15 protein-coding genes are annotated in these 16,127 nt (G+C 66.1%); 5 read left to right on the top strand and 10 right to left on the bottom strand.

The window, feature by feature from the left end:
* The first annotated feature begins 288 nt into the window (after positions 1-288).
* Complete coding sequence (locus QFZ36_RS13890; RefSeq protein WP_306637429.1) at positions 289-1,506, top strand: MFS transporter; 1,218 nt, start codon at positions 289-291, stop codon at positions 1,504-1,506.
* A gap of 76 nt (positions 1,507-1,582) precedes the next feature.
* On the opposite strand, the gene QFZ36_RS13885 is transcribed toward QFZ36_RS13890, so the two are convergent.
* The 4 genes from QFZ36_RS13885 to QFZ36_RS13870 all read right to left on the bottom strand — a co-directional run bounded on the left by QFZ36_RS13885 (position 1,583) and on the right by QFZ36_RS13870 (position 5,431).
* Positions 1,583-2,575, bottom strand: coding sequence for a ribokinase (locus QFZ36_RS13885; protein WP_306637427.1), 993 nt, complete (start codon positions 2,573-2,575; stop codon positions 1,583-1,585).
* Positions 2,572-3,999: a uridine transporter UriT gene (gene uriT / locus QFZ36_RS13880; RefSeq protein WP_306637425.1), complete on the bottom strand. Its 1,428-nt coding sequence runs from the start codon at positions 3,997-3,999 to the stop codon at positions 2,572-2,574. The genes QFZ36_RS13885 and uriT overlap by 4 nt, the downstream gene beginning before the upstream one ends.
* Positions 4,000-5,031, bottom strand: coding sequence for a uridine-preferring nucleoside hydrolase UriH (gene uriH / locus QFZ36_RS13875; RefSeq protein ID WP_306637423.1), 1,032 nt, complete (start codon positions 5,029-5,031; stop codon positions 4,000-4,002).
* Positions 5,032-5,221: 190 nt separating this feature from the next.
* Complete coding sequence (locus QFZ36_RS13870; protein WP_306637421.1) at positions 5,222-5,431, bottom strand: hypothetical protein; 210 nt, start codon at positions 5,429-5,431, stop codon at positions 5,222-5,224.
* Between the two features lie 110 nt (positions 5,432-5,541).
* Between QFZ36_RS13870 and QFZ36_RS13865 the strand changes: the two genes are divergently transcribed.
* The 4 genes from QFZ36_RS13865 to QFZ36_RS13850 all read left to right on the top strand — a co-directional run bounded on the left by QFZ36_RS13865 (position 5,542) and on the right by QFZ36_RS13850 (position 9,299).
* On the top strand, positions 5,542-6,171 hold the full coding sequence (locus tag QFZ36_RS13865) for a helix-turn-helix domain-containing protein (RefSeq protein WP_306637419.1): 630 nt from the start codon (positions 5,542-5,544) through the stop codon (positions 6,169-6,171).
* A 1-nt stretch (position 6,172) separates the two neighbouring features.
* A complete protein-coding gene (locus QFZ36_RS13860) occupies positions 6,173-7,066 on the top strand; it encodes an EamA family transporter (protein WP_306637417.1) in 894 nt (297 codons plus the stop codon).
* 87 nt (positions 7,067-7,153) lie between these two features.
* Positions 7,154-8,143: a LacI family DNA-binding transcriptional regulator gene (locus QFZ36_RS13855; RefSeq protein ID WP_373427081.1), complete on the top strand. Its 990-nt coding sequence runs from the start codon at positions 7,154-7,156 to the stop codon at positions 8,141-8,143.
* 49 nt (positions 8,144-8,192) lie between these two features.
* Positions 8,193-9,299, top strand: coding sequence for a GTP pyrophosphokinase (locus QFZ36_RS13850; protein WP_306637413.1), 1,107 nt, complete (start codon positions 8,193-8,195; stop codon positions 9,297-9,299).
* 45 nt (positions 9,300-9,344) lie between these two features.
* Here the strand turns inward: QFZ36_RS13850 and menE are convergent, their stop codons facing one another.
* The 6 genes from menE to QFZ36_RS13820 all read right to left on the bottom strand — a co-directional run bounded on the left by menE (position 9,345) and on the right by QFZ36_RS13820 (position 16,028).
* A complete protein-coding gene (menE, locus tag QFZ36_RS13845) occupies positions 9,345-10,895 on the bottom strand; it encodes an o-succinylbenzoate--CoA ligase (RefSeq protein ID WP_306637411.1) in 1,551 nt (516 codons plus the stop codon).
* A 13-nt stretch (positions 10,896-10,908) separates the two neighbouring features.
* On the bottom strand, positions 10,909-12,234 hold the full coding sequence (locus QFZ36_RS13840) for an MFS transporter (RefSeq protein ID WP_306637409.1): 1,326 nt from the start codon (positions 12,232-12,234) through the stop codon (positions 10,909-10,911).
* Between the two features lie 160 nt (positions 12,235-12,394).
* Entirely contained in the window at positions 12,395-12,850 is a 456-nt protein-coding gene (locus QFZ36_RS13835) for a MaoC family dehydratase (RefSeq protein ID WP_306637407.1), read from the bottom strand.
* A 73-nt stretch (positions 12,851-12,923) separates the two neighbouring features.
* Positions 12,924-14,180 (bottom strand): acyl-CoA dehydrogenase family protein, encoded by a 1,257-nt coding sequence (locus tag QFZ36_RS13830; protein WP_306637405.1) that lies wholly within the window; start codon positions 14,178-14,180, stop codon positions 12,924-12,926.
* Position 14,181: 1 nt separating this feature from the next.
* Positions 14,182-15,066, bottom strand: coding sequence for an amidohydrolase family protein (locus QFZ36_RS13825; RefSeq protein ID WP_306637403.1), 885 nt, complete (start codon positions 15,064-15,066; stop codon positions 14,182-14,184).
* A gap of 23 nt (positions 15,067-15,089) precedes the next feature.
* Positions 15,090-16,028 (bottom strand): SDR family NAD(P)-dependent oxidoreductase, encoded by a 939-nt coding sequence (locus tag QFZ36_RS13820; RefSeq protein ID WP_306637401.1) that lies wholly within the window; start codon positions 16,026-16,028, stop codon positions 15,090-15,092.
* Between the last annotated feature and the right edge of the window lie 99 nt (positions 16,029-16,127).

The raw sequence follows: 16,127 nt of genomic DNA, 5'->3' as shown, positions 1-16,127 counted from the left end.
GTTCAGTGGGTGGCTGCTTCGGTTTTGCCCGTGCTCGGGCAGCCGGGCGGGCGCGCCGGGGCACGTCCGCTCCTCAGCGTACGACGACGACAACCAGGTACGCCGGGATTATCGGGATGTCAAGGCTGGGTCAATCGCGCTTCGTTCGAGAAGCGAACTTTCGTGCACTTAGTGAACACTCCCTGTACCCTTGTCGACGGAAGAAAGCATGCCGTGGGTCACGTGTGGTTGTGGCGGCGCTCTCGATCGGCAGCACTTCCCTCCTTTTCCCAAATCAATGAGGATTCCATGACAACTTCCCCCTCCGCCCTCCCGTCGCACTGGCCGGTGTGGCTCTGCTGGCTGGCCATGGCCCTGGACGGCTTCGATCTGGTGGTGCTCGGCACCGTCATTCCCACTTTGATCAAAACCGGCGAGCTTGGCTTTGATGCTGTCGGGGCTACTTTCGTCGCCACGATATCCCTCGTGGGCGTGGGTTTGGGCGCGCTCTTTATCGCTCCTCTCTCGGACCGCTTCGGCCGCCGGAACCTGCTGGTCGCGTGCGTGCTTTGGTTCTCGCTTCTGACGCTCGCGGTGGTGTGGGCCCCGAATGTTGCCGTATTTGGCGCTCTTCGGCTGTTGGCCGGGGCCGGGCTCGGGGCCTGCCTGCCGGCCGCCCTCGCCTACATGAACGATTACGCCCCGGCAAGTTCCGCCGGCAAGTCAACCACCCGCACAATGACCGGCTACCACGTTGGGGCGGTGGCAACAGCCTTCCTGGCAATGATCGTCATCCCGGACTGGCGCATCATGTTTGTGGTGGGAGGCATTTCCGGCTTGATCCTCGCCCCGTTCCTCTGGTTCAAGCTCCCGGAGACCTTGCCGGCAGCCCGGGCTGCCGGGACAGAGGAAAAGACCGGGTTCCGGAGCCTGGCCAAGAAGCCCTATCCCCTGATTGCCGCGGCAATCGGCGCAGCGTCATTCATGGGACTGCTGCTTGTCTATGGACTGAATACCTGGCTTCCGCAGCTGATGGCTTCCGCTGGATATCCTGTCAGCGCCGGCCTTTCCCTGCTCCTGGTCTTGAATCTCGGTGCCGTTGCCGGACTTATTATCGCCGGCATCCTGGCGGACAGGCACGGGACCAAGCCCATCGTCTTGCTGTGGTTTGGACTTTCGGCCGCGTGCCTCGCCCTCTTGAGCGTCAAGGTCGATAACGCGCTTCTGCTGAACGCGCTCGTCTTCGTCACGGGAGTATTTGTCTTCAGCTCCCAGGTCCTCGTTTACGCCTGGGTCAGCCAGTTGTTCCCGGCCCGGCTGCGCGCGACCGCGCTGGGGTTCGCTGCCGGCGTCGGCCGAGTCGGTGCCATTGCAGGACCGGCCGTGACAGGCGGACTGGTGGCCGCCGGCATCGCCTACCCCTGGGGTTTCTACCTCTTCGCTGCAGCCGGTGCCTTAGCCGTGGCGGCCCTGCTGGCGGTCCCCCATGCCGTTACGACTGCCCGCACCGAAGCCCCGGTTGGTTAGGGATCTGGCCGGCAGTTGATTCGCACGGGTGGGGCATCTTCAGAAGCCCCGCCCGGAAGCGGATCTTCGGGGAAGGCTAAGGCCCCAGCAGCCGCTGCACATCGGCCGCCTCCGGGTACGCAGCCTGCGTCCCCTTCCGGGTAGTGGCCAAAGCAGCGGCCACGGAAGCAAAAGCCGCAGCGCCGGCGAGCGCATCACCTGCGGCGAGGCGGACTGCCACGGCACCGGTAAAGGCGTCGCCCGCGCCGGTGGTGTCCACGGCGGCGACATTGGTGGGCGCCACAAAAGTGACAAGGCGGTCCGGTGAGGCCAGCGAGTCCAGCACCACGGAGCCGTGGGAACCCAGCGTTACCAGGACCTGCTGGATCCCGCGCCCGGCAAACCTTTCCCGCACGGCATCCCACTGCGCGGCACGGGCATCGGCACCCGGGACAGATGCCCCTGGGCCCAGGAACAGCGCGGCTTCATGGGCGTTCACCAGCAGGACGTCCGTCAACTCGGCCAGGGCTGCCGGGATGTGCGCGTAAGGGGAGAGGTTCAGCAGGACTGTTGCACCGGCGTCGTGCCCTGCCTTGGCGGCGGCCAGCACCGTTTCCATGCCAACCTCCAGGCAAAGGCACACGACGGCGGCTTCCGCCAGGACATCCGACGCTTTCGCCACGTCCGCCGGGGACAGGGTGCCGTTGGCACCGGCGGAGATGATGATGTTGTTCTCGCCGTTGGCATCCACGGCGATCACGGCGACGCCCGTGGGCTCGTACGAGGTCCGCACATGCCCCACGTCCACCCCGGCACCCGCCGCCGCGGAGAGCAGCATGTCGCCGTTGGGGTCCTCCCCCACCGCGCCCACCAGGCTGACGTTCCCGCCGAGCAGGCTGGCGGCCACGGCCTGGTTGGCACTCTTGCCGCCCGGGTTCACAGCGAATCCATTGCCATGCACCGTCTCGCCGGGGAGCGGGAGGCGATCGCAGTAGATAGTGAGATCGGCATTCAAGGAACCGACGACGACGATCCGGCCTGAGTGCCGCACGTCGCCCCGACCAACGCCCGGGGAAGCAGCCGTGCTCATTCGGCCACCTCAGCTTCGACCGGCTTGGGGATCAGCAGCGAGGCGGCGAACGCCGCCACGGTGAGGGCCAGTCCGACGACCACCACGGTCAGGTAGGACGCCTTCACATCCCCCAGGGCCGACGTCGCCACCAGGACGGCGGGCAGCACCAGGAAGCTGAGGCCTGCGCCGAGGTTGAAGGCGCCTGCGTTCATGCCGGGCAGGAAGCCGGGGTTACCTGCGGGCGAGAGGACCACGCCGAGTCCGTTGAGCATGATGTTGACCGTACCGGCGTACATGATGCCCAGCAAGACCGTGCCGGCGATCATCAGGGGCAGGCTGCTCAGGCCGAAGAACGCGATGATGGCCAGCGCGGCGATGCTGCCCAGGAGGCCGATGCGCAGCACCTTCGTGTAGCCCAGCACGGGAGCGAGCTTCCCGCTGAGCGGTCCCACGATCCAGCCCAAAAGCGCGTACGGGGTCAGGATGAGGAGCGACATCTCGGTGGGCCCAATGCCGAAGCCGGGCCCGGCGGCCTGAACAAAGGCGGGCACGATTCCGTTGATGACAGCGAAGATACCGGTCATCGTCAGGGTGGTGGTGAGCAGCGGCGCCCAGGTGGAGCGCTGGCGCAGGTGGACCGTCTCCACCATTGGTTGTTTGGCGCGCTTCTCCACGGTCCAGAAGGCATAGAACGCGGCGGCGGATACCAGTACCAGCGCGAGGCTCAGCATCAGGGTGCCGGACGAGAAGGCGCCCACCAGCTTGGCTCCTTCGTTCAGGGCGGTGAGCAGCGCGCCCACGGCAACCACGATGAAGAACACACCCAGCCAGTCCATCCGGGTGCCGGCGGCCGGCTTGCTTTCGCCCGCCAGGAAGGCGATCAGTGCGGTGGCAACGAGAGCCAGCACCACCATGAGCCAGAAAATGCTGCGGAACCCGAAGTGCTCAGCGAAGTAGCCGCCCACGAAAGAGTCGACGCCGGCCACGCCGCCGTTGACGGCCGTGATGAGGCCCATGAGCATGCCGTACTTGCGCGGGTTGGTGACGGCGGAGCGCAGCATGATCAGGCACAGCGGCACGGTGGGTCCGCTGATGCCCTGGATGATGCGGCCCACAAAGAGCCAGGTGATATCCGGGGCAAGGGCTGCAATGATCGAACCCACAGCCATCAGCAGCATCATGCCCACCAGGACCTTCTTGCGGCCCACGATGTCGCTGAGGCGGGGCAGGAACAGGGAGAACAGCGCCGCCGCGGTGAAGAACCACGTCTGAGACAGGCCGATCACGGCCTGGTCCGTGTTGAGCTCCTCGCCCATGGTCACCAGGGCAGGGCTGAGCATCGAGGCGTTCAGCTGGAAGGCCACGCAGGCGGCCAGCAGGGCGACCATCAGGGCGGTGACGTTGCCCCGGCTGGTCCTGGTTTCAGTGAGGGTGGCAGTCATTTACTTGGCCCCTCCCGTGGTGAGGTGGGCATGTTCCCGGCGTTCGGCGTCGTAGGGTTCGCCGATGTTAATGAGCGCGTCCGTGACGAGGTTCCAGAATTTCCCGTGATCGAGGTCGACGGCGACGCTGGTGTGGCAGTCTGCCGGCGCCGGGGCGCGGAAATCGGCCACCGTCATGCCGAGGGTCAAGGTGCCCTGCAGTTCGATGTTCACCGGCACCTTGCGGGTACTGACGATACTGGGGTCGATGACATAGGCAACGGCGCAGGGATCGTGGACGGGCGGGGAGTCGAAGCCTTGCGCGTCCTTGTAGGTGTGGGCGAAGAAGTCCATCAACTCGGTGACGAACTTCGCCGGCCTGGTGCCGATCGCGGCGATCCTCTCCACCACGTCCGGGGTGGCGAGCGCCTGGTGCGTCAGGTCCAGGCCCACCATCACCACGGGCCACTTTTCGTTGAAGACGATGTGCGCGGCCTCGGGATCGATGATGATGTTGAACTCGGCCACGGCGCTCCAGTTGCCCACGTGGTAGCCGCCGCCCATGAGGACGACTTCCTTCACGCGTTCCACGATGCGCGGTTCCTTGCGGGCGGCCATGGCGATATTGGTCAGGCCGGCGGTGGGCACCAGCGTTACGGTGCCGGGCTCTTGGGCCATGACAGTGTCGATAATGAGGTCCACCGCGTGCCGCGGGTCCAGTTCAATGGCCGACGGCGGAAGTTCCGGGCCGTCCATCCCGCTGTCGCCATGGATGTCCGGGGCGGTTTCGATGCTGCGGACCAGGGGGCGGCCGCAGCCGGCGGCGAAGGGGACGCCGGTGATGCCGGCGATGGTGCCGACGGCCAGGGCGTTGCGGGTGACTTTTTCGAGCGTCTGATTTCCCACCACGGTGGTGACGGCCAGCAGTTCGATGTCCGGGTTGCCGTGCGCAAGCAGCAGCGCCACAGCGTCGTCATGCCCGGGGTCGCAGTCAAGAATGATTTTCTTGCGCTCGGGGGATTGCCTTTTGGGCGCACAGGGGCCGGGTTCCACGATGTTCTCCACGTCTTTGGGGCCCGCGCGAGCGCGGGGAGCTGAAGGGTTCAGGAGTGATCATGGCACCGTTAGCAAGGTCACGTCAAACGCTTGACGTTAGCGCAGGTCAAGCGCTTGACGCTCGCGCCTTTGCATGAACGTGTGGACAGTCGCAACGCCGTTGAATAAGTCGACGGGCGACTCAGGGCTAGATGTCGAGGGCCTGCCCAACCTCCGTCCCGCTCCCACTTTCGTGGTGCTCGCCTTTGTGGCGGGCCTCCTGGAGGTGGTGCTCCAGTTTCTCCTCGGCGTCCCGTCGGCGCTGGCCGACGGTCCGCATCTGCTGGGTGGTGGGTGCAGCGTGGGCGTGCTGGTGAGGACCAAGGTCGTGCGGACTTCCTCCGCTTAAATCGCTCATAAGGGCATCGTCCCACCGGGAGCGCCGATCGGGAAGGCCTGCACCATTCCTTTTCAGCGGCCATACTTTCAGCGTCGAGAAATGCACTTCAAGTGCAGTATGATGCACTAATGGATAAAAGCACATCTGCATTGGCAGCGGCGATCGGCGGCCGTGTTCGGCAGGAACGGCAGGCGCGGGGCTGGACCCTGGATCAGCTCGCGGAAGCCACTGGGGTGAGCCGCCGCATGGTGGTCAACGTTGAGCAGGGCGCCGCGAATCCCAGCGTGGGGACCTTGTTGAGGATCAGCGACGCGCTGGGCATCGGCCTGCCGGCGCTGGTCGATTCGCCACGGCCCAAGCCGGTGACGGTCACCCGGAGTGGCGACGGCGCGGCACTGTGGAGCTCCCCCGCCGGGGGCCGCGGCGTACTGGTCGCCGGGACCGGGACCCCGGATGTGGTTGAACTCTGGGATTGGACGCTGGAGCCCGGAGACCAGCACGAAAGCGAGGCCCACGCGCCCGGCACGAAGGAACTGCTTCAGGTCCGCGAAGGGTCCATCACGGTTGTGGTTGGCGACGAATCCTTTGTCCTCAACCCCGGCGACGCTGTCTCCTTCCCGGGCGACACCCAGCACTCGTACGCCAATCCTTGCGGTGACCCGGCGCGGTTCTCCCTGGCGGTCTTCGAGCCGGGAGTGGGCTCGGGACACCGGCCGGAAACAAACTCCGAAGCCCCCAAAGACAGCGAAGGAAACTGAGATGCTCAAGCGAAACGTCCCTGTCCCGCCATGGGGGCTGGCCGTCACGGCGATCCTGTCTGTCCAACTGGGCTCGGCCCTGTCCGTGAACATGATCGAAACCGTGGGTCCGGCCGGAACCGCATGGCTGCGGCTCAGCATGGGAGCCGTCATCCTCCTGGCCATTGGCCGCCCGCCACTGCGCTCCATCCGCCGTCCGGATGTGCTGCCGCTGCTCGGCCTTGGGGTCACCACCGGTGTGATGACCGTCGGGTTCCTCGCGGCAGTGGAGCACATCCATCTCGGCACCGCCGTGGCGATCGAATTCCTCGGTCCGTTGACGGTGGCTGCCCTTCGCAGCCACAACCGCAAGGCACTCGCCTGGCCGGCTTTGGCACTTGGTGGCGTGGTCCTGCTGACCCAGCCCTGGCAAGGCGACTTCAACCTTGCCGGCGTGGCCTGGGCGGCGCTGGCGGCCCTCGGCTGGGGTGTCTATATCCTGCTTACCCAGCGGATCGGCGACAGGTTCAGCGGCATCGGCGGGCTCACGCTCACGGTGCCCATCGCCGCGGTGGCGGCCGCCGTCGTCGGAATTCCCCAGGCCGCCGGCCACCTCAGCCTTGACGTCCTGGCCGCCGCGGCGGGGCTGGCCATCCTGCTGCCTGTGCTGCCGTTCGCGCTGGAAATGCTGGCCCTGCGGAGGATGACGCCCACCGCGTTTGGAACGCTGATGGCCCTCGAACCCGCCGTCGGCGTCCTCCTCGGGCTGCTCATCCTCCACCAGCAGCCCTCTGCCATCCAGGTGGTTGGGATCCTGCTGGTGGTCCTCGCCGGTGCCGCCGCCCAGCGCGGTGGCAGGCGCCGGCCGGCCAAGGAGCATCCGGCCAGCCCCGCCGACCTCGACTTCGTGGGCTGAGCCGCGCACTTCCACTATTACGATCGAGGTATGGACTCCGCGGAACAGCTGCAGCAGCCCGCGCGTTCGCGGCGGGTCACGGCGGCGATGGTTGCCGCGCGGGCCGGTGTCTCCACCGCCACCGTCTCGCTGGTGGCCAACGGCAAGACGGCGGGACGCGTCTCCGAGGACAACATTTCCCGGGTCCGCGAAGCCATCGCCGAGCTTGGCTACGTGGTGGACGGCATCGGCAGTTCGCTGGCCAAGGGCGTGAGCTCCATCGTGATCCTGGTGGCGCCGGACATTTCCAACCCGTTCTTTGCCAAGGTGATCGCGGGAGTGCGCGAGTCCCTCGGCCCGGCGTACCAGCTGCTGCTCTCCGTCACGGAGGCGGGCGAGTTCCCCCAGGCCGACGACGTCCGGCGGCTGATGTCGCTGCGTCCGGCCGGGCTCCTGGTGGACGCACCCAACGCCGGCTTCCTCGAGGACCTCGCGTCGCCGTCGCCCCTTGTGCTGCTGGACGCCCCGGGCCTGGCGGCGTACGCGCCGTCGGTGAACCTGGATGTGGCCAGCGGTGCCCGGGAGCTGGCAGCCCACCTGGCCGAAGCCGGGCACTGCGAGGTCGCTTATGTTGACAGCGTCACCGGTACGGAAACGTTCGCCCTCCGCCGTCAGGCCTTCCTGGACGAGGCGGCTGCCCGCGGCATCAACGTGGGTGAGGACCGCATCATCAGCACCACAATCGACGTCGGCACGGCGGCTTCCGCCTTCGCCTCCGCCTGGGTGGGATGGCAGCGCGAGGGGGTGACCGCCGTCGTCTGCGGTACTGATACGCACGCCTACGGGGTGCTGCAGGAGGCGCGCGTGGCGGGGGTGCGGATTCCGGAGGAGCTGGCGGTGGCCGGGTTTGATGACCTGCCGTATTCGGCCACGAGCAATCCCGGCCTGACCAGCGTCCATCTGCCCGCCACGCCCCTTGGCCTGAAGGCCGGGGAGCAGCTGCGCCGCCTGATGGAGGGGAAGCCATTGCAGCAGAACGAGGTCACACTGGAGAGCTCACTGGTGGTGCGCGGCTCCACTGCTGCCGCGGAACGCTGAAGGTTCCGGCCGCCGCCGTTCTGTCAGTGCCCGGCCGTAAGCTGGGATTATGCCAAGTAACTGGGAGAGCCTGGACGCGGACCTGCGGGAGTCCGTGCAGCGGAACGTGGAGATCTACGAGCGCGTCCGGCCTGCCCTGAAGCTGGTCACGCGGGATGTCCTGCTGCTGATGCGGGACATGCTGAAGGACAGCGAGGTCACGCCGCTATTCGTCACCGGGCGCACCAAAACGGTGGAGTCGTTCAAGGAGAAGATCTCCCGGATCGAGGAGCCGCTGGAGCCCGGCGCGCCGCCGGTGCTGAAGTTCCCGGACCCGTTCCGGACCTTGAACGACATGGTGGGCATCCGCGTCATCACCAAGCTGCCAGCCGAGAACGCCGCGGTGGCCAACATCATCAAGCGGCAGCGGCAGCTGCTTGACTGCCGCGGGGACCGGGAGAAGGACATTGGCTCCATCGAATCCGGCACCTACGGCTATTCCAGCCGGCACCTGATCCTCCGGACCATCCAGAACGAGGCCGTCAAGGAGTACCAGCAGGTTTTCAACCCGGAGGCGCAGCCCAACGGGAGCTACTTTTTCGAGTGCCAGATCCGCACCATTTTCGCGCACGCGTGGAGCGAGATCGAGCACGATATCCGGTTCAAGGCCGAGGACCCGCGCGCCTGGACCCCGCATTTCGACCGGCAGTTCACGGCTACCGCTGCGATGCTGGAAACGGTGGAAACAGCCTTCGCGGACCTGCACGAACGCTATGAGGAAGTGCGCAGCTTCTGGGATACCGAGGGCGAGGGCGCAGCGCCGCTGACACCCAACCGCATCCGCGATGTTTGGCGCACCCTGCTCCCGCACGTGGACCGGAAGGTGGACGACGACTGGGGCTGGGCCGCCGAACTCCTCGCCGCCCACGGCCTCAACCAGACCATGCAGCTGGCCGGGCTGCTCAGCGCCAACCGCATCACCGAGGTCCGCAAGGCCCTGGACCACCGCTACTCCCCCGGCCCGGACCGGCTGCTCGATGACCTGCTGCTGTGGCAGTACGGCACGAAACACATCGACCTCACCGCCGAAGCGGCCGACGCCGTCCCGCACCCCCGGCGCGACAGCCTCCTGCGGCGCCTCAAACAGATCGAGCGGTACCGGCTGGCGAAGGGTTAGGCGGTCTACCGCTTTTGGCAGTAGAGCGCCTTCACGTCGGGGACGTCAGTGCGCGAACTGGTTCCGCAGCTCCACCTTGCGGATTTTCCCGCTGGCCGTGCGAGGCATCTCATCCACGAACACCACGGACTTGGGGATCTTGTACCGGGCCAGCCGTCCGTCGAGGTGCGAGCGCAGCTGCTCCTCAGTGAGCGAGGCACCCTCGCGGAGCGTGACGATCGCGCGGGGAACCTCACCCCACTTGGAATCCTCAACGCCGATCACCGCGACGCTTGCCACGGCGGAAAGCTCGGCGATCGCGGCCTCGACCTCAGCGGGATAGATGTTCTCGCCGCCGGAGATGATCATGTCCTTGATGCGGTCCGAGACGAACAGGAACCCTTCTTCGTCCCGGTAGCCCATATCGCCGGAACGGAACCAGCTGCCATCCGCGTAGCTTTCCGCGGTGGCGTCCGGCCGGTTCCAGTACTTCTTGATGACGTTGGGGCCGGAAATCTGGATCTCGCCCACCTGTCCTTCAGGCGAGAGGCCGCCCATGGGATCGGCGATACGGACGTCGGTGAAGAAGTGCGGCAGCCCGGCTGACCCGGCCTTGTCCCTGGACCGGGCCACCGGCAGCATGGTGACGCCGGGCGCGGTTTCGGTCATGCCGTAGCAGCTGGTGAAACCGATGCCGCGTGCCTCGTACGCGTCCAGGACGCGGCGCGGAATGGCCGAACCGCCGCAGGTGAGCTTATCCAGGGAGGTCAGGTCCGCCGTCTGCCAGTCCGGGTGGTCGCAGAGCATCTGAAAGGTTGTGGGGACACCGTTGAGGGTGGTGACCTTGTGCTGCCGGATCAGCTCCAGCACCCGCCCGGCATCGAACTTGGATTCCAGCACCACGGTGGCGCCCTTGAGCAGCATGGGCAGCAGGCCCATGTCCAGGGACGCCACATGGAACAGCGGCGAAATCATCAGCGCCACGTCGTTCCGGTTCAGGTCCATGTCCACCACCGTGTTGAAGCAGTTCCACGTGATGTTGCCGTGCGTCAGGAGCGCGCCTTTGGGCCTGCCCGTGGTGCCCGAGGTGTAGAGGATCATGGCGCCGTCGTCCAGCGTCACCGCCTGGTCGAGCGGCGTTGCGGCCGCCGCCTGAAGCACCTCGTCATAGTGTTCGACGCCGGATGGCGGGCTGACAGCGGAACCTTCCGTGCCGCCGTCGGGCGCCACCAACAGGCGATGGGACACCACGGTTTCTTCCGTGGACGCGGCGGCCACGGTTTCCAGGGGGGCGGCGTTGATGAGGAGCTTGGCCCCGGAGTCCTGCAGCTGGAACTGCAGCTCGGGGGCGGCCAGCCGGGTGTTCAGCGGGACGAAGATGGCGCCGAGCAGGCCGCAGGCGAAGAAGGTCTCCACGAAGGAAGGGTGGTTCTCGCCGAGGTAGGCCACCCGGTCCCCCTTGGCCACTCCCCTGTTCCGAAGGGCGTTGGCCAGCCGGTCCGTCCGGTCGGCGAGCTGCGTGTAGGTCATGCTGCCCATCCCGGTGACGAGTGCCGCCTTCGTTCCCGACTTGGCGCGGCGCCGCTGCAGCCAGGAGCCAACTCCGTTGTTGTCCATGTTTGCGGTACTCCTAACTGACCATGGTGAGGTCGTTGTTCTTAGACTCCCGCGTCAGCAGGATGAAGACAATGGAGACAAGGGCCATGACGGACAGGAACACCACCACAGGCACGATGCTCTGGCCGGAATCCTTGTACAGGCCGGCAAGAATGCCGGGTGTGAAGCCGGCGCCGATCAGGGTGGCCAGCTGGTATCCGACGGCGGCACCGGTGTAGCGGTTCGTGGTGCCGAACTGCTCCGAGACAAACGCCGCCAGGGGGCCGTAGAGGGAGGAATGCAGGATAAGCGCCACGGTGAAGGCCAGGAAGATCAGGCCGACGTTGCCGGAGCCGAGCATCCCGAACATCGGGAACAGGTAGGCGATGAACAATGCCAGGCCGGCCACCATGACCGGCCGGCGCCCGAAGCGGTCGGAGAGCCTGCCGCCGAGGAGGACGAACAGGATGGAGATGGCTGAGGCTCCGGCGAAAGCGTAGAGCACGCCCTGCTGCGGTGCGCCCTTGGAGACGGCATAGGTCACCGAGAACGTGGGCAGTACTACCTGGAGGCCGAATCCGGCGGCGCCTGCGAACATGATCATGATCAATGCCTTGGGACGGCGGAGTACCTCCACCAGCGGGATCTTGCGCTTGGCGCCCTGGGCGCCCTCCTTGGCCACGGCCTCCGCAAAGATCGGGCTTTCCGAAACGCGCAGCCGGACGAACATGCCCACAATCAACAGGACGAAGGACAGCAGGAACGGCACGCGCCATCCCCAGGCGAGGAAGGCGTCCTGAGGCAGGGCCGAAAAGATGCCCATCACCACGGTGCCGAGCACAGCACCTGTCGGAGCGCCGGCGTTGACGAAGGAGGCAGCGAAGCCGCGGCGCTTGGGATCGGAGTGTTCCAGGGCCATCAGTGCGGCCCCGCCCCATTCACCGCCGACGGCGATTCCCTGGCAGACCCGCAAAACCACCAGGAGGACCGCACCCCAGGGGCCGATCACGCTGGCGCCGGGGATCAGGCCAATAAGTGTGGAGGCAATGCCCATCATCGCCATGGAGACGATGAGCATTCCTTTGCGGCCGATCCGGTCGCCGAAATGGCCGAAGATCACTCCGCCAAGCGGCCTTGCCACATACCCTGCCGCGAACGTGGCGTAGGCGGCGACGACGCCCACCCACTCGTCGGTGCCGGCGAAGAAGACTTTGGGAAAAGCCACGGCGGCGGCGGTGGCATACAGCAGGAAGTCGTAGAACTCGATGGTGCTGCCCAGATAGCTGGACAGGATGACCGTGCGCGCTTCCTTGCGCTTCGCGGCCGTACCCCCTGCTGCGAGTGTGGTGTGTCCTGACATGGCTGTTCCTTTGGAAGGAGGAAAAAGTGTTTTTGGGGTCGGCGGCAGAGCGGTCCCCGGGTGGGACCGCCTCCGCCGCCAATCGCGGTTACTGCGGGGCGCCGGGCCTGCTTGCAGGAGCGGCGCTTACTTGTAAAAGCGGCTTACTTATAGAAGCGGCTTACTTGTAAAAGCGGGCGAGGAATTCGGCGACGACGGCGGGGCGTTCCTGGCCTTCGATCTCGATGGTGGCGTTGACCTTGATCTGGGCGCCGCCCTTAACCTCGGTGACCTCGGCGATGGTGGCCTGCATGCGCACCTTGGAACCGACCTTGACCGGGGAGGTGAAGCGGACCTTGTCGAGGCCGTAATTCACCTTGGTGGTGACACCGTCCACGTCGAACAGCTCGCCCCAGAACGGGATGATCAGCGAGAGGGTGAGGAAGCCGTGGGCGATCGGGGCGCCGAACGGGCCGTCCTTGGCACGTTCCGGATCCACATGGATCCACTGCTGGTCATCAGTGGCGTCGGCGAACAGGTTGATCTGTTCCTGGGTGATCTGGCGGTAGTCGGTGGTGCCAAGGTCGGTACCGGTCATGGTGAGCAGTTTGTCGAAATCGACGACGAGATTGGGCATCGTTGCCTCCTGTTGGTGAATGGATATTGGGTAAAAGTCCCGACGGCGGGCGCCGGGTCTGGGTTGGTACAGCTCAGCGGGCAAAGGCGCTTTCGCCCGTGAGGGCGCGGCCGATGATGAGGGCGTTGATCTCGTGGGTGCCCTCGTAGGAGTAGACAGCTTCGGCGTCTGCGTGGAAGCGGGCCACGTCGGCGGCGAGCGTGATGCCGTTGCCGCCCACCACTTCCCGGGCCAGGGCGACAGTTTCGCGCATGAACAGGGACGTCTGCATCTTGGCGAGGGCCGAGTCCTGGTCCCGGTAGATGCCCCTGGCCTGCTGTTCGGTCAGCCGGACCACCAGGGAAAGGCTGGCCGTGATGTTCCCGAGCATGCGGGCGAGTTTCTCCTGGACCAGCTGGAAGGAGCCCAGGCTGCGGCCGAACTGCCGGCGTTCGTTGACGTACCTGAGGGCCGCCTCGAACGCACCTGCCTGGATGCCGGTGGCGATCCACGCGACGTCCGAGCGCATGGCCCGGAGCATCGCCGCGACGTCCCGGAAGGAGTTCACATTGTGCAGGCGCATTGCCTCCGGAACCCGGACCCCCTCGAGCGTGATGTGGGCATTCTGCATCATCCTCAAGGAGGTTTTGCCGTGGATCTTCTCCAGGCTGACACCCTCCGCCAGCCGGTCCACGAGGAAGGCCTTGACCTGCCCGTCGGCAACATCCCTTGCGAACACTGCCAGTACATCCGCGGTGGAGGCACCACCGATCCAGCGCTTGGCACCGTCCAGGACCCAGGCACCGCCGCCGGCATCTGCCTCAAAGCGCGCGGTGGTGGACAGTCCGCCGGCGATGTCCGAACCGGATTCCGGCTCGGTCAGCGAGAAGACGCCCTTGAGCGAGAAATCGATGACCTTCGGCATCCACTCGAGCTGCTGCTCGTCGGAAGCACCAACGCGGATGGCCGTGCGGAACAACCCGGCCTGGGCTGTATACCAGGTGGCCAGCGAGGCGTCGGTGCGGGCGAGCTCGAAGATCCGAAAGCCCTGGTAGATCTCCCGGGCCGGACCATTTTCCATGCCGTGTCCGGCCAGGTCGGCGGGTTCCATGAGGTCAAGGTCGATCAGGGGCTGCGCCAGCTGTTCCGGGAACTCGCCCCGTTCCCAGTACTCAGCCAGCAACGGCTTCGCCTGCTGCTCGAGGAATTCCCGGAGCCGGGCCAGGACCCGCCGTTCGCCGGCGGTAAGGAGGGATTCGGCATCGTACCAGTCTGCTGCTGAATAGAGGCGTTCCTGCTCGTCGGCAGAAGGGAAGGCACCCGCGGCGGGTTCCGCCGTCGTCGTCTTCATGTCAGGCACCCAAGCCAAGCAGCCGGACCGCGTTGCCCTTGAGGATTTTCGGCCGGACCTCGTCCTTCAGCGGGAGGTCCGCGAACGCGCCCAGCCACTTTTGCGGTGTGATCAGCGGGAAGTCCGTGCCGAACAGAACCTTGTCCTGCAGGTAGGAGTTGGAGGCCTTCACGAGGGACTCCGGGAAGTATTTGGGTGACCAGCCGGAGAGGTCGATGAACACGTTCGCCTTGTGGGTGGCGATGGAGTTGGCCTCGTCCTGCCACGGCACCGATGGGTGGGCCATGATGATCTGCAGGCCCGGGAAGTCAGCCGCGACGGCGTCCAGCAGCAGCGGGTTGGAGTACGCCAGCTTGATGCCGAACCCGCCGGGCAGTCCTGCGCCCATGCCGTTCTGGCCGGTGTGGAAGATGGCGGGCAGCCCGAGTTCCTGCAGGGTTTCCCACAGCGGGTAGAACCGTTCGCTGGACGGGTCGAAGCCCTGCAGGGACGGGTGGAACTTGAAGCCCCGCGCGCCCAGTTCAACGGCCTGGTGCTTGGCTCCGGCAATCGCGTCCTCGCCCGTGCGGGGATCCACGCTGCCGAACGGGATGAGCACATCATTGTTCCTGGCGGCCCCGGCGATCAGCTCGGGAATGCTGTTGGGTTCGTGCTTGAGCTGGGTGCGTGCATCCACCGTAAAGACGACGGCGGCCATGTTCAGTTCGCGGTACACCTCGGCGATCCGGTCCAGGGACGGGGTGCGGTCCTCGGCCTTGAAGTACTTTGCCGAGGCCTCGGTGAGAGCCTCCGGGAGGGAGCCGTGCCCGCAGCTGTCCACTTCGAGGTGGACGTGCATGTCGATCGCGTCGAGCTTCGCGGCGTCAATGCCCGGTTCATAGCGCATGTTTCGGATTCCTTCGCGGAGCTCTAGCGGGCCGGGGCTGGTTCGGGCTGCAGTTCGGCGGGCAGCGGGAGGAATTCCTCGCCGTAGGTCTGCAGGGTCTCTTTGCTGAACAGGGTGGCAGCATTTTCCTGCAGGGCCTCGAAGGTCCAGCCGCCGTCGCGGTATTCGGTGGTGGCAGCCGTCGGGTGGGTCCAGACCTGCAGGCGGTCCCCGCCGGCGCCGATGGCCTGGCCGGTGATGCCGGCAGCCTCATCCGAGGCGAGGTAGGCAATGAGTCCGGCAACGTCGTCGGCCGTTCCGAAGCCGAGGTCGTGGCGGAAGAAGGCGGGCATGGCCTCGCCGCGCTCATCGGCTTCGACGGCCTTCTGGAAGTAGGGGACCGTCTTGGTCATGGCGGTGGCGGCCACGGGGATGACGGTGTTGACGGTGACTCCGGCCTTCTTCATTTCCAGGGCCCAGGTGCGGACCATGCCGACGATGCCGGCCTTGGCGGCGGCGTAGTTGGTCTGGCCGAAGTTGCCGCGCTGGCCGGTGGGTGAGCCGATGGTGATGATGCGGCCCGGAACATTGTTTTCCTTGAAGTACGCGAAGGCCTCGCGGACACAAGTGAAGGTGCCCTTCAGGTGCACGTTGATGACCAGGTCGAAGTCCTCATCGGTCATCTTCAGGAGGCTCTTGTCCCGCAGGATGCCGGCGTTGGTGACCAGGATGTCCAGTCGGCCGAACGTCTCTACGGCACCTGCAACGAGGGCCTTGGCGGCGTCGGTGGTGCCCACTGGAACCACAACGGCGGTGGCCCGGCCGCCGTCGGCCTCAATCTGGGCAACGGCCTCGGCGGCAGTCCCGGCGTTGACGTCATTGATGACGACCGCGGCACCCTGGCGGGCGAGTTCCCTCGCATAGGCCAGGCCAAGACCCTGGCCGCTCCCAGTGACGATTGCTACTTTGCCGTTCAAGCTCATCGCGTGCTCCTTCGCATGCAGTCCCCGGCCGGAACCGGTAGGGCTGATCCCACGTGGCCGTGAGATCCTTGTCATGATCAATGAAAATACGGATCATTG

Origin of the sequence: Pseudarthrobacter siccitolerans (genome assembly GCF_030823375.1) — a bacterium.
Taxonomy (GTDB): domain Bacteria; phylum Actinomycetota; class Actinomycetes; order Actinomycetales; family Micrococcaceae; genus Arthrobacter; species Arthrobacter siccitolerans_A.
Note: the sequence above shows the minus strand (reverse complement) of the source record. Positions and strands in the feature narration are given on the sequence as shown.

What these genes read in the sequence shown, in the direction of transcription:
- QFZ36_RS13820 (WP_306637401.1), bottom strand. Translation starts at nt 16,028, where the DNA reads ATGAGCTTGAACGGCAAAGTAGCAATCGTCACTGGGAGCGGCCAGGGT.
- QFZ36_RS13870 (WP_306637421.1), bottom strand. Translation starts at nt 5,431, where the DNA reads ATGAGCGATTTAAGCGGAGGAAGTCCGCACGACCTTGGTCCTCACCAG.
- QFZ36_RS13860 (WP_306637417.1), top strand. Translation starts at nt 6,173, where the DNA reads ATGCTCAAGCGAAACGTCCCTGTCCCGCCATGGGGGCTGGCCGTCACG.
- QFZ36_RS13830 (WP_306637405.1), bottom strand. Translation starts at nt 14,180, where the DNA reads ATGAAGACGACGACGGCGGAACCCGCCGCGGGTGCCTTCCCTTCTGCC.
- QFZ36_RS13840 (WP_306637409.1), bottom strand. Translation starts at nt 12,234, where the DNA reads ATGTCAGGACACACCACACTCGCAGCAGGGGGTACGGCCGCGAAGCGC.
- menE (WP_306637411.1), bottom strand. Translation starts at nt 10,895, where the DNA reads ATGGACAACAACGGAGTTGGCTCCTGGCTGCAGCGGCGCCGCGCCAAG.
- uriT (WP_306637425.1), bottom strand. Translation starts at nt 3,999, where the DNA reads ATGACTGCCACCCTCACTGAAACCAGGACCAGCCGGGGCAACGTCACC.
- QFZ36_RS13850 (WP_306637413.1), top strand. Translation starts at nt 8,193, where the DNA reads ATGCCAAGTAACTGGGAGAGCCTGGACGCGGACCTGCGGGAGTCCGTG.
- QFZ36_RS13885 (WP_306637427.1), bottom strand. Translation starts at nt 2,575, where the DNA reads ATGAGCACGGCTGCTTCCCCGGGCGTTGGTCGGGGCGACGTGCGGCAC.
- QFZ36_RS13865 (WP_306637419.1), top strand. Translation starts at nt 5,542, where the DNA reads ATGGATAAAAGCACATCTGCATTGGCAGCGGCGATCGGCGGCCGTGTT.
- QFZ36_RS13825 (WP_306637403.1), bottom strand. Translation starts at nt 15,066, where the DNA reads ATGCGCTATGAACCGGGCATTGACGCCGCGAAGCTCGACGCGATCGAC.
- QFZ36_RS13855 (WP_373427081.1), top strand. Translation starts at nt 7,154, where the DNA reads ATGGTTGCCGCGCGGGCCGGTGTCTCCACCGCCACCGTCTCGCTGGTG.
- QFZ36_RS13835 (WP_306637407.1), bottom strand. Translation starts at nt 12,850, where the DNA reads ATGCCCAATCTCGTCGTCGATTTCGACAAACTGCTCACCATGACCGGT.
- QFZ36_RS13890 (WP_306637429.1), top strand. Translation starts at nt 289, where the DNA reads ATGACAACTTCCCCCTCCGCCCTCCCGTCGCACTGGCCGGTGTGGCTC.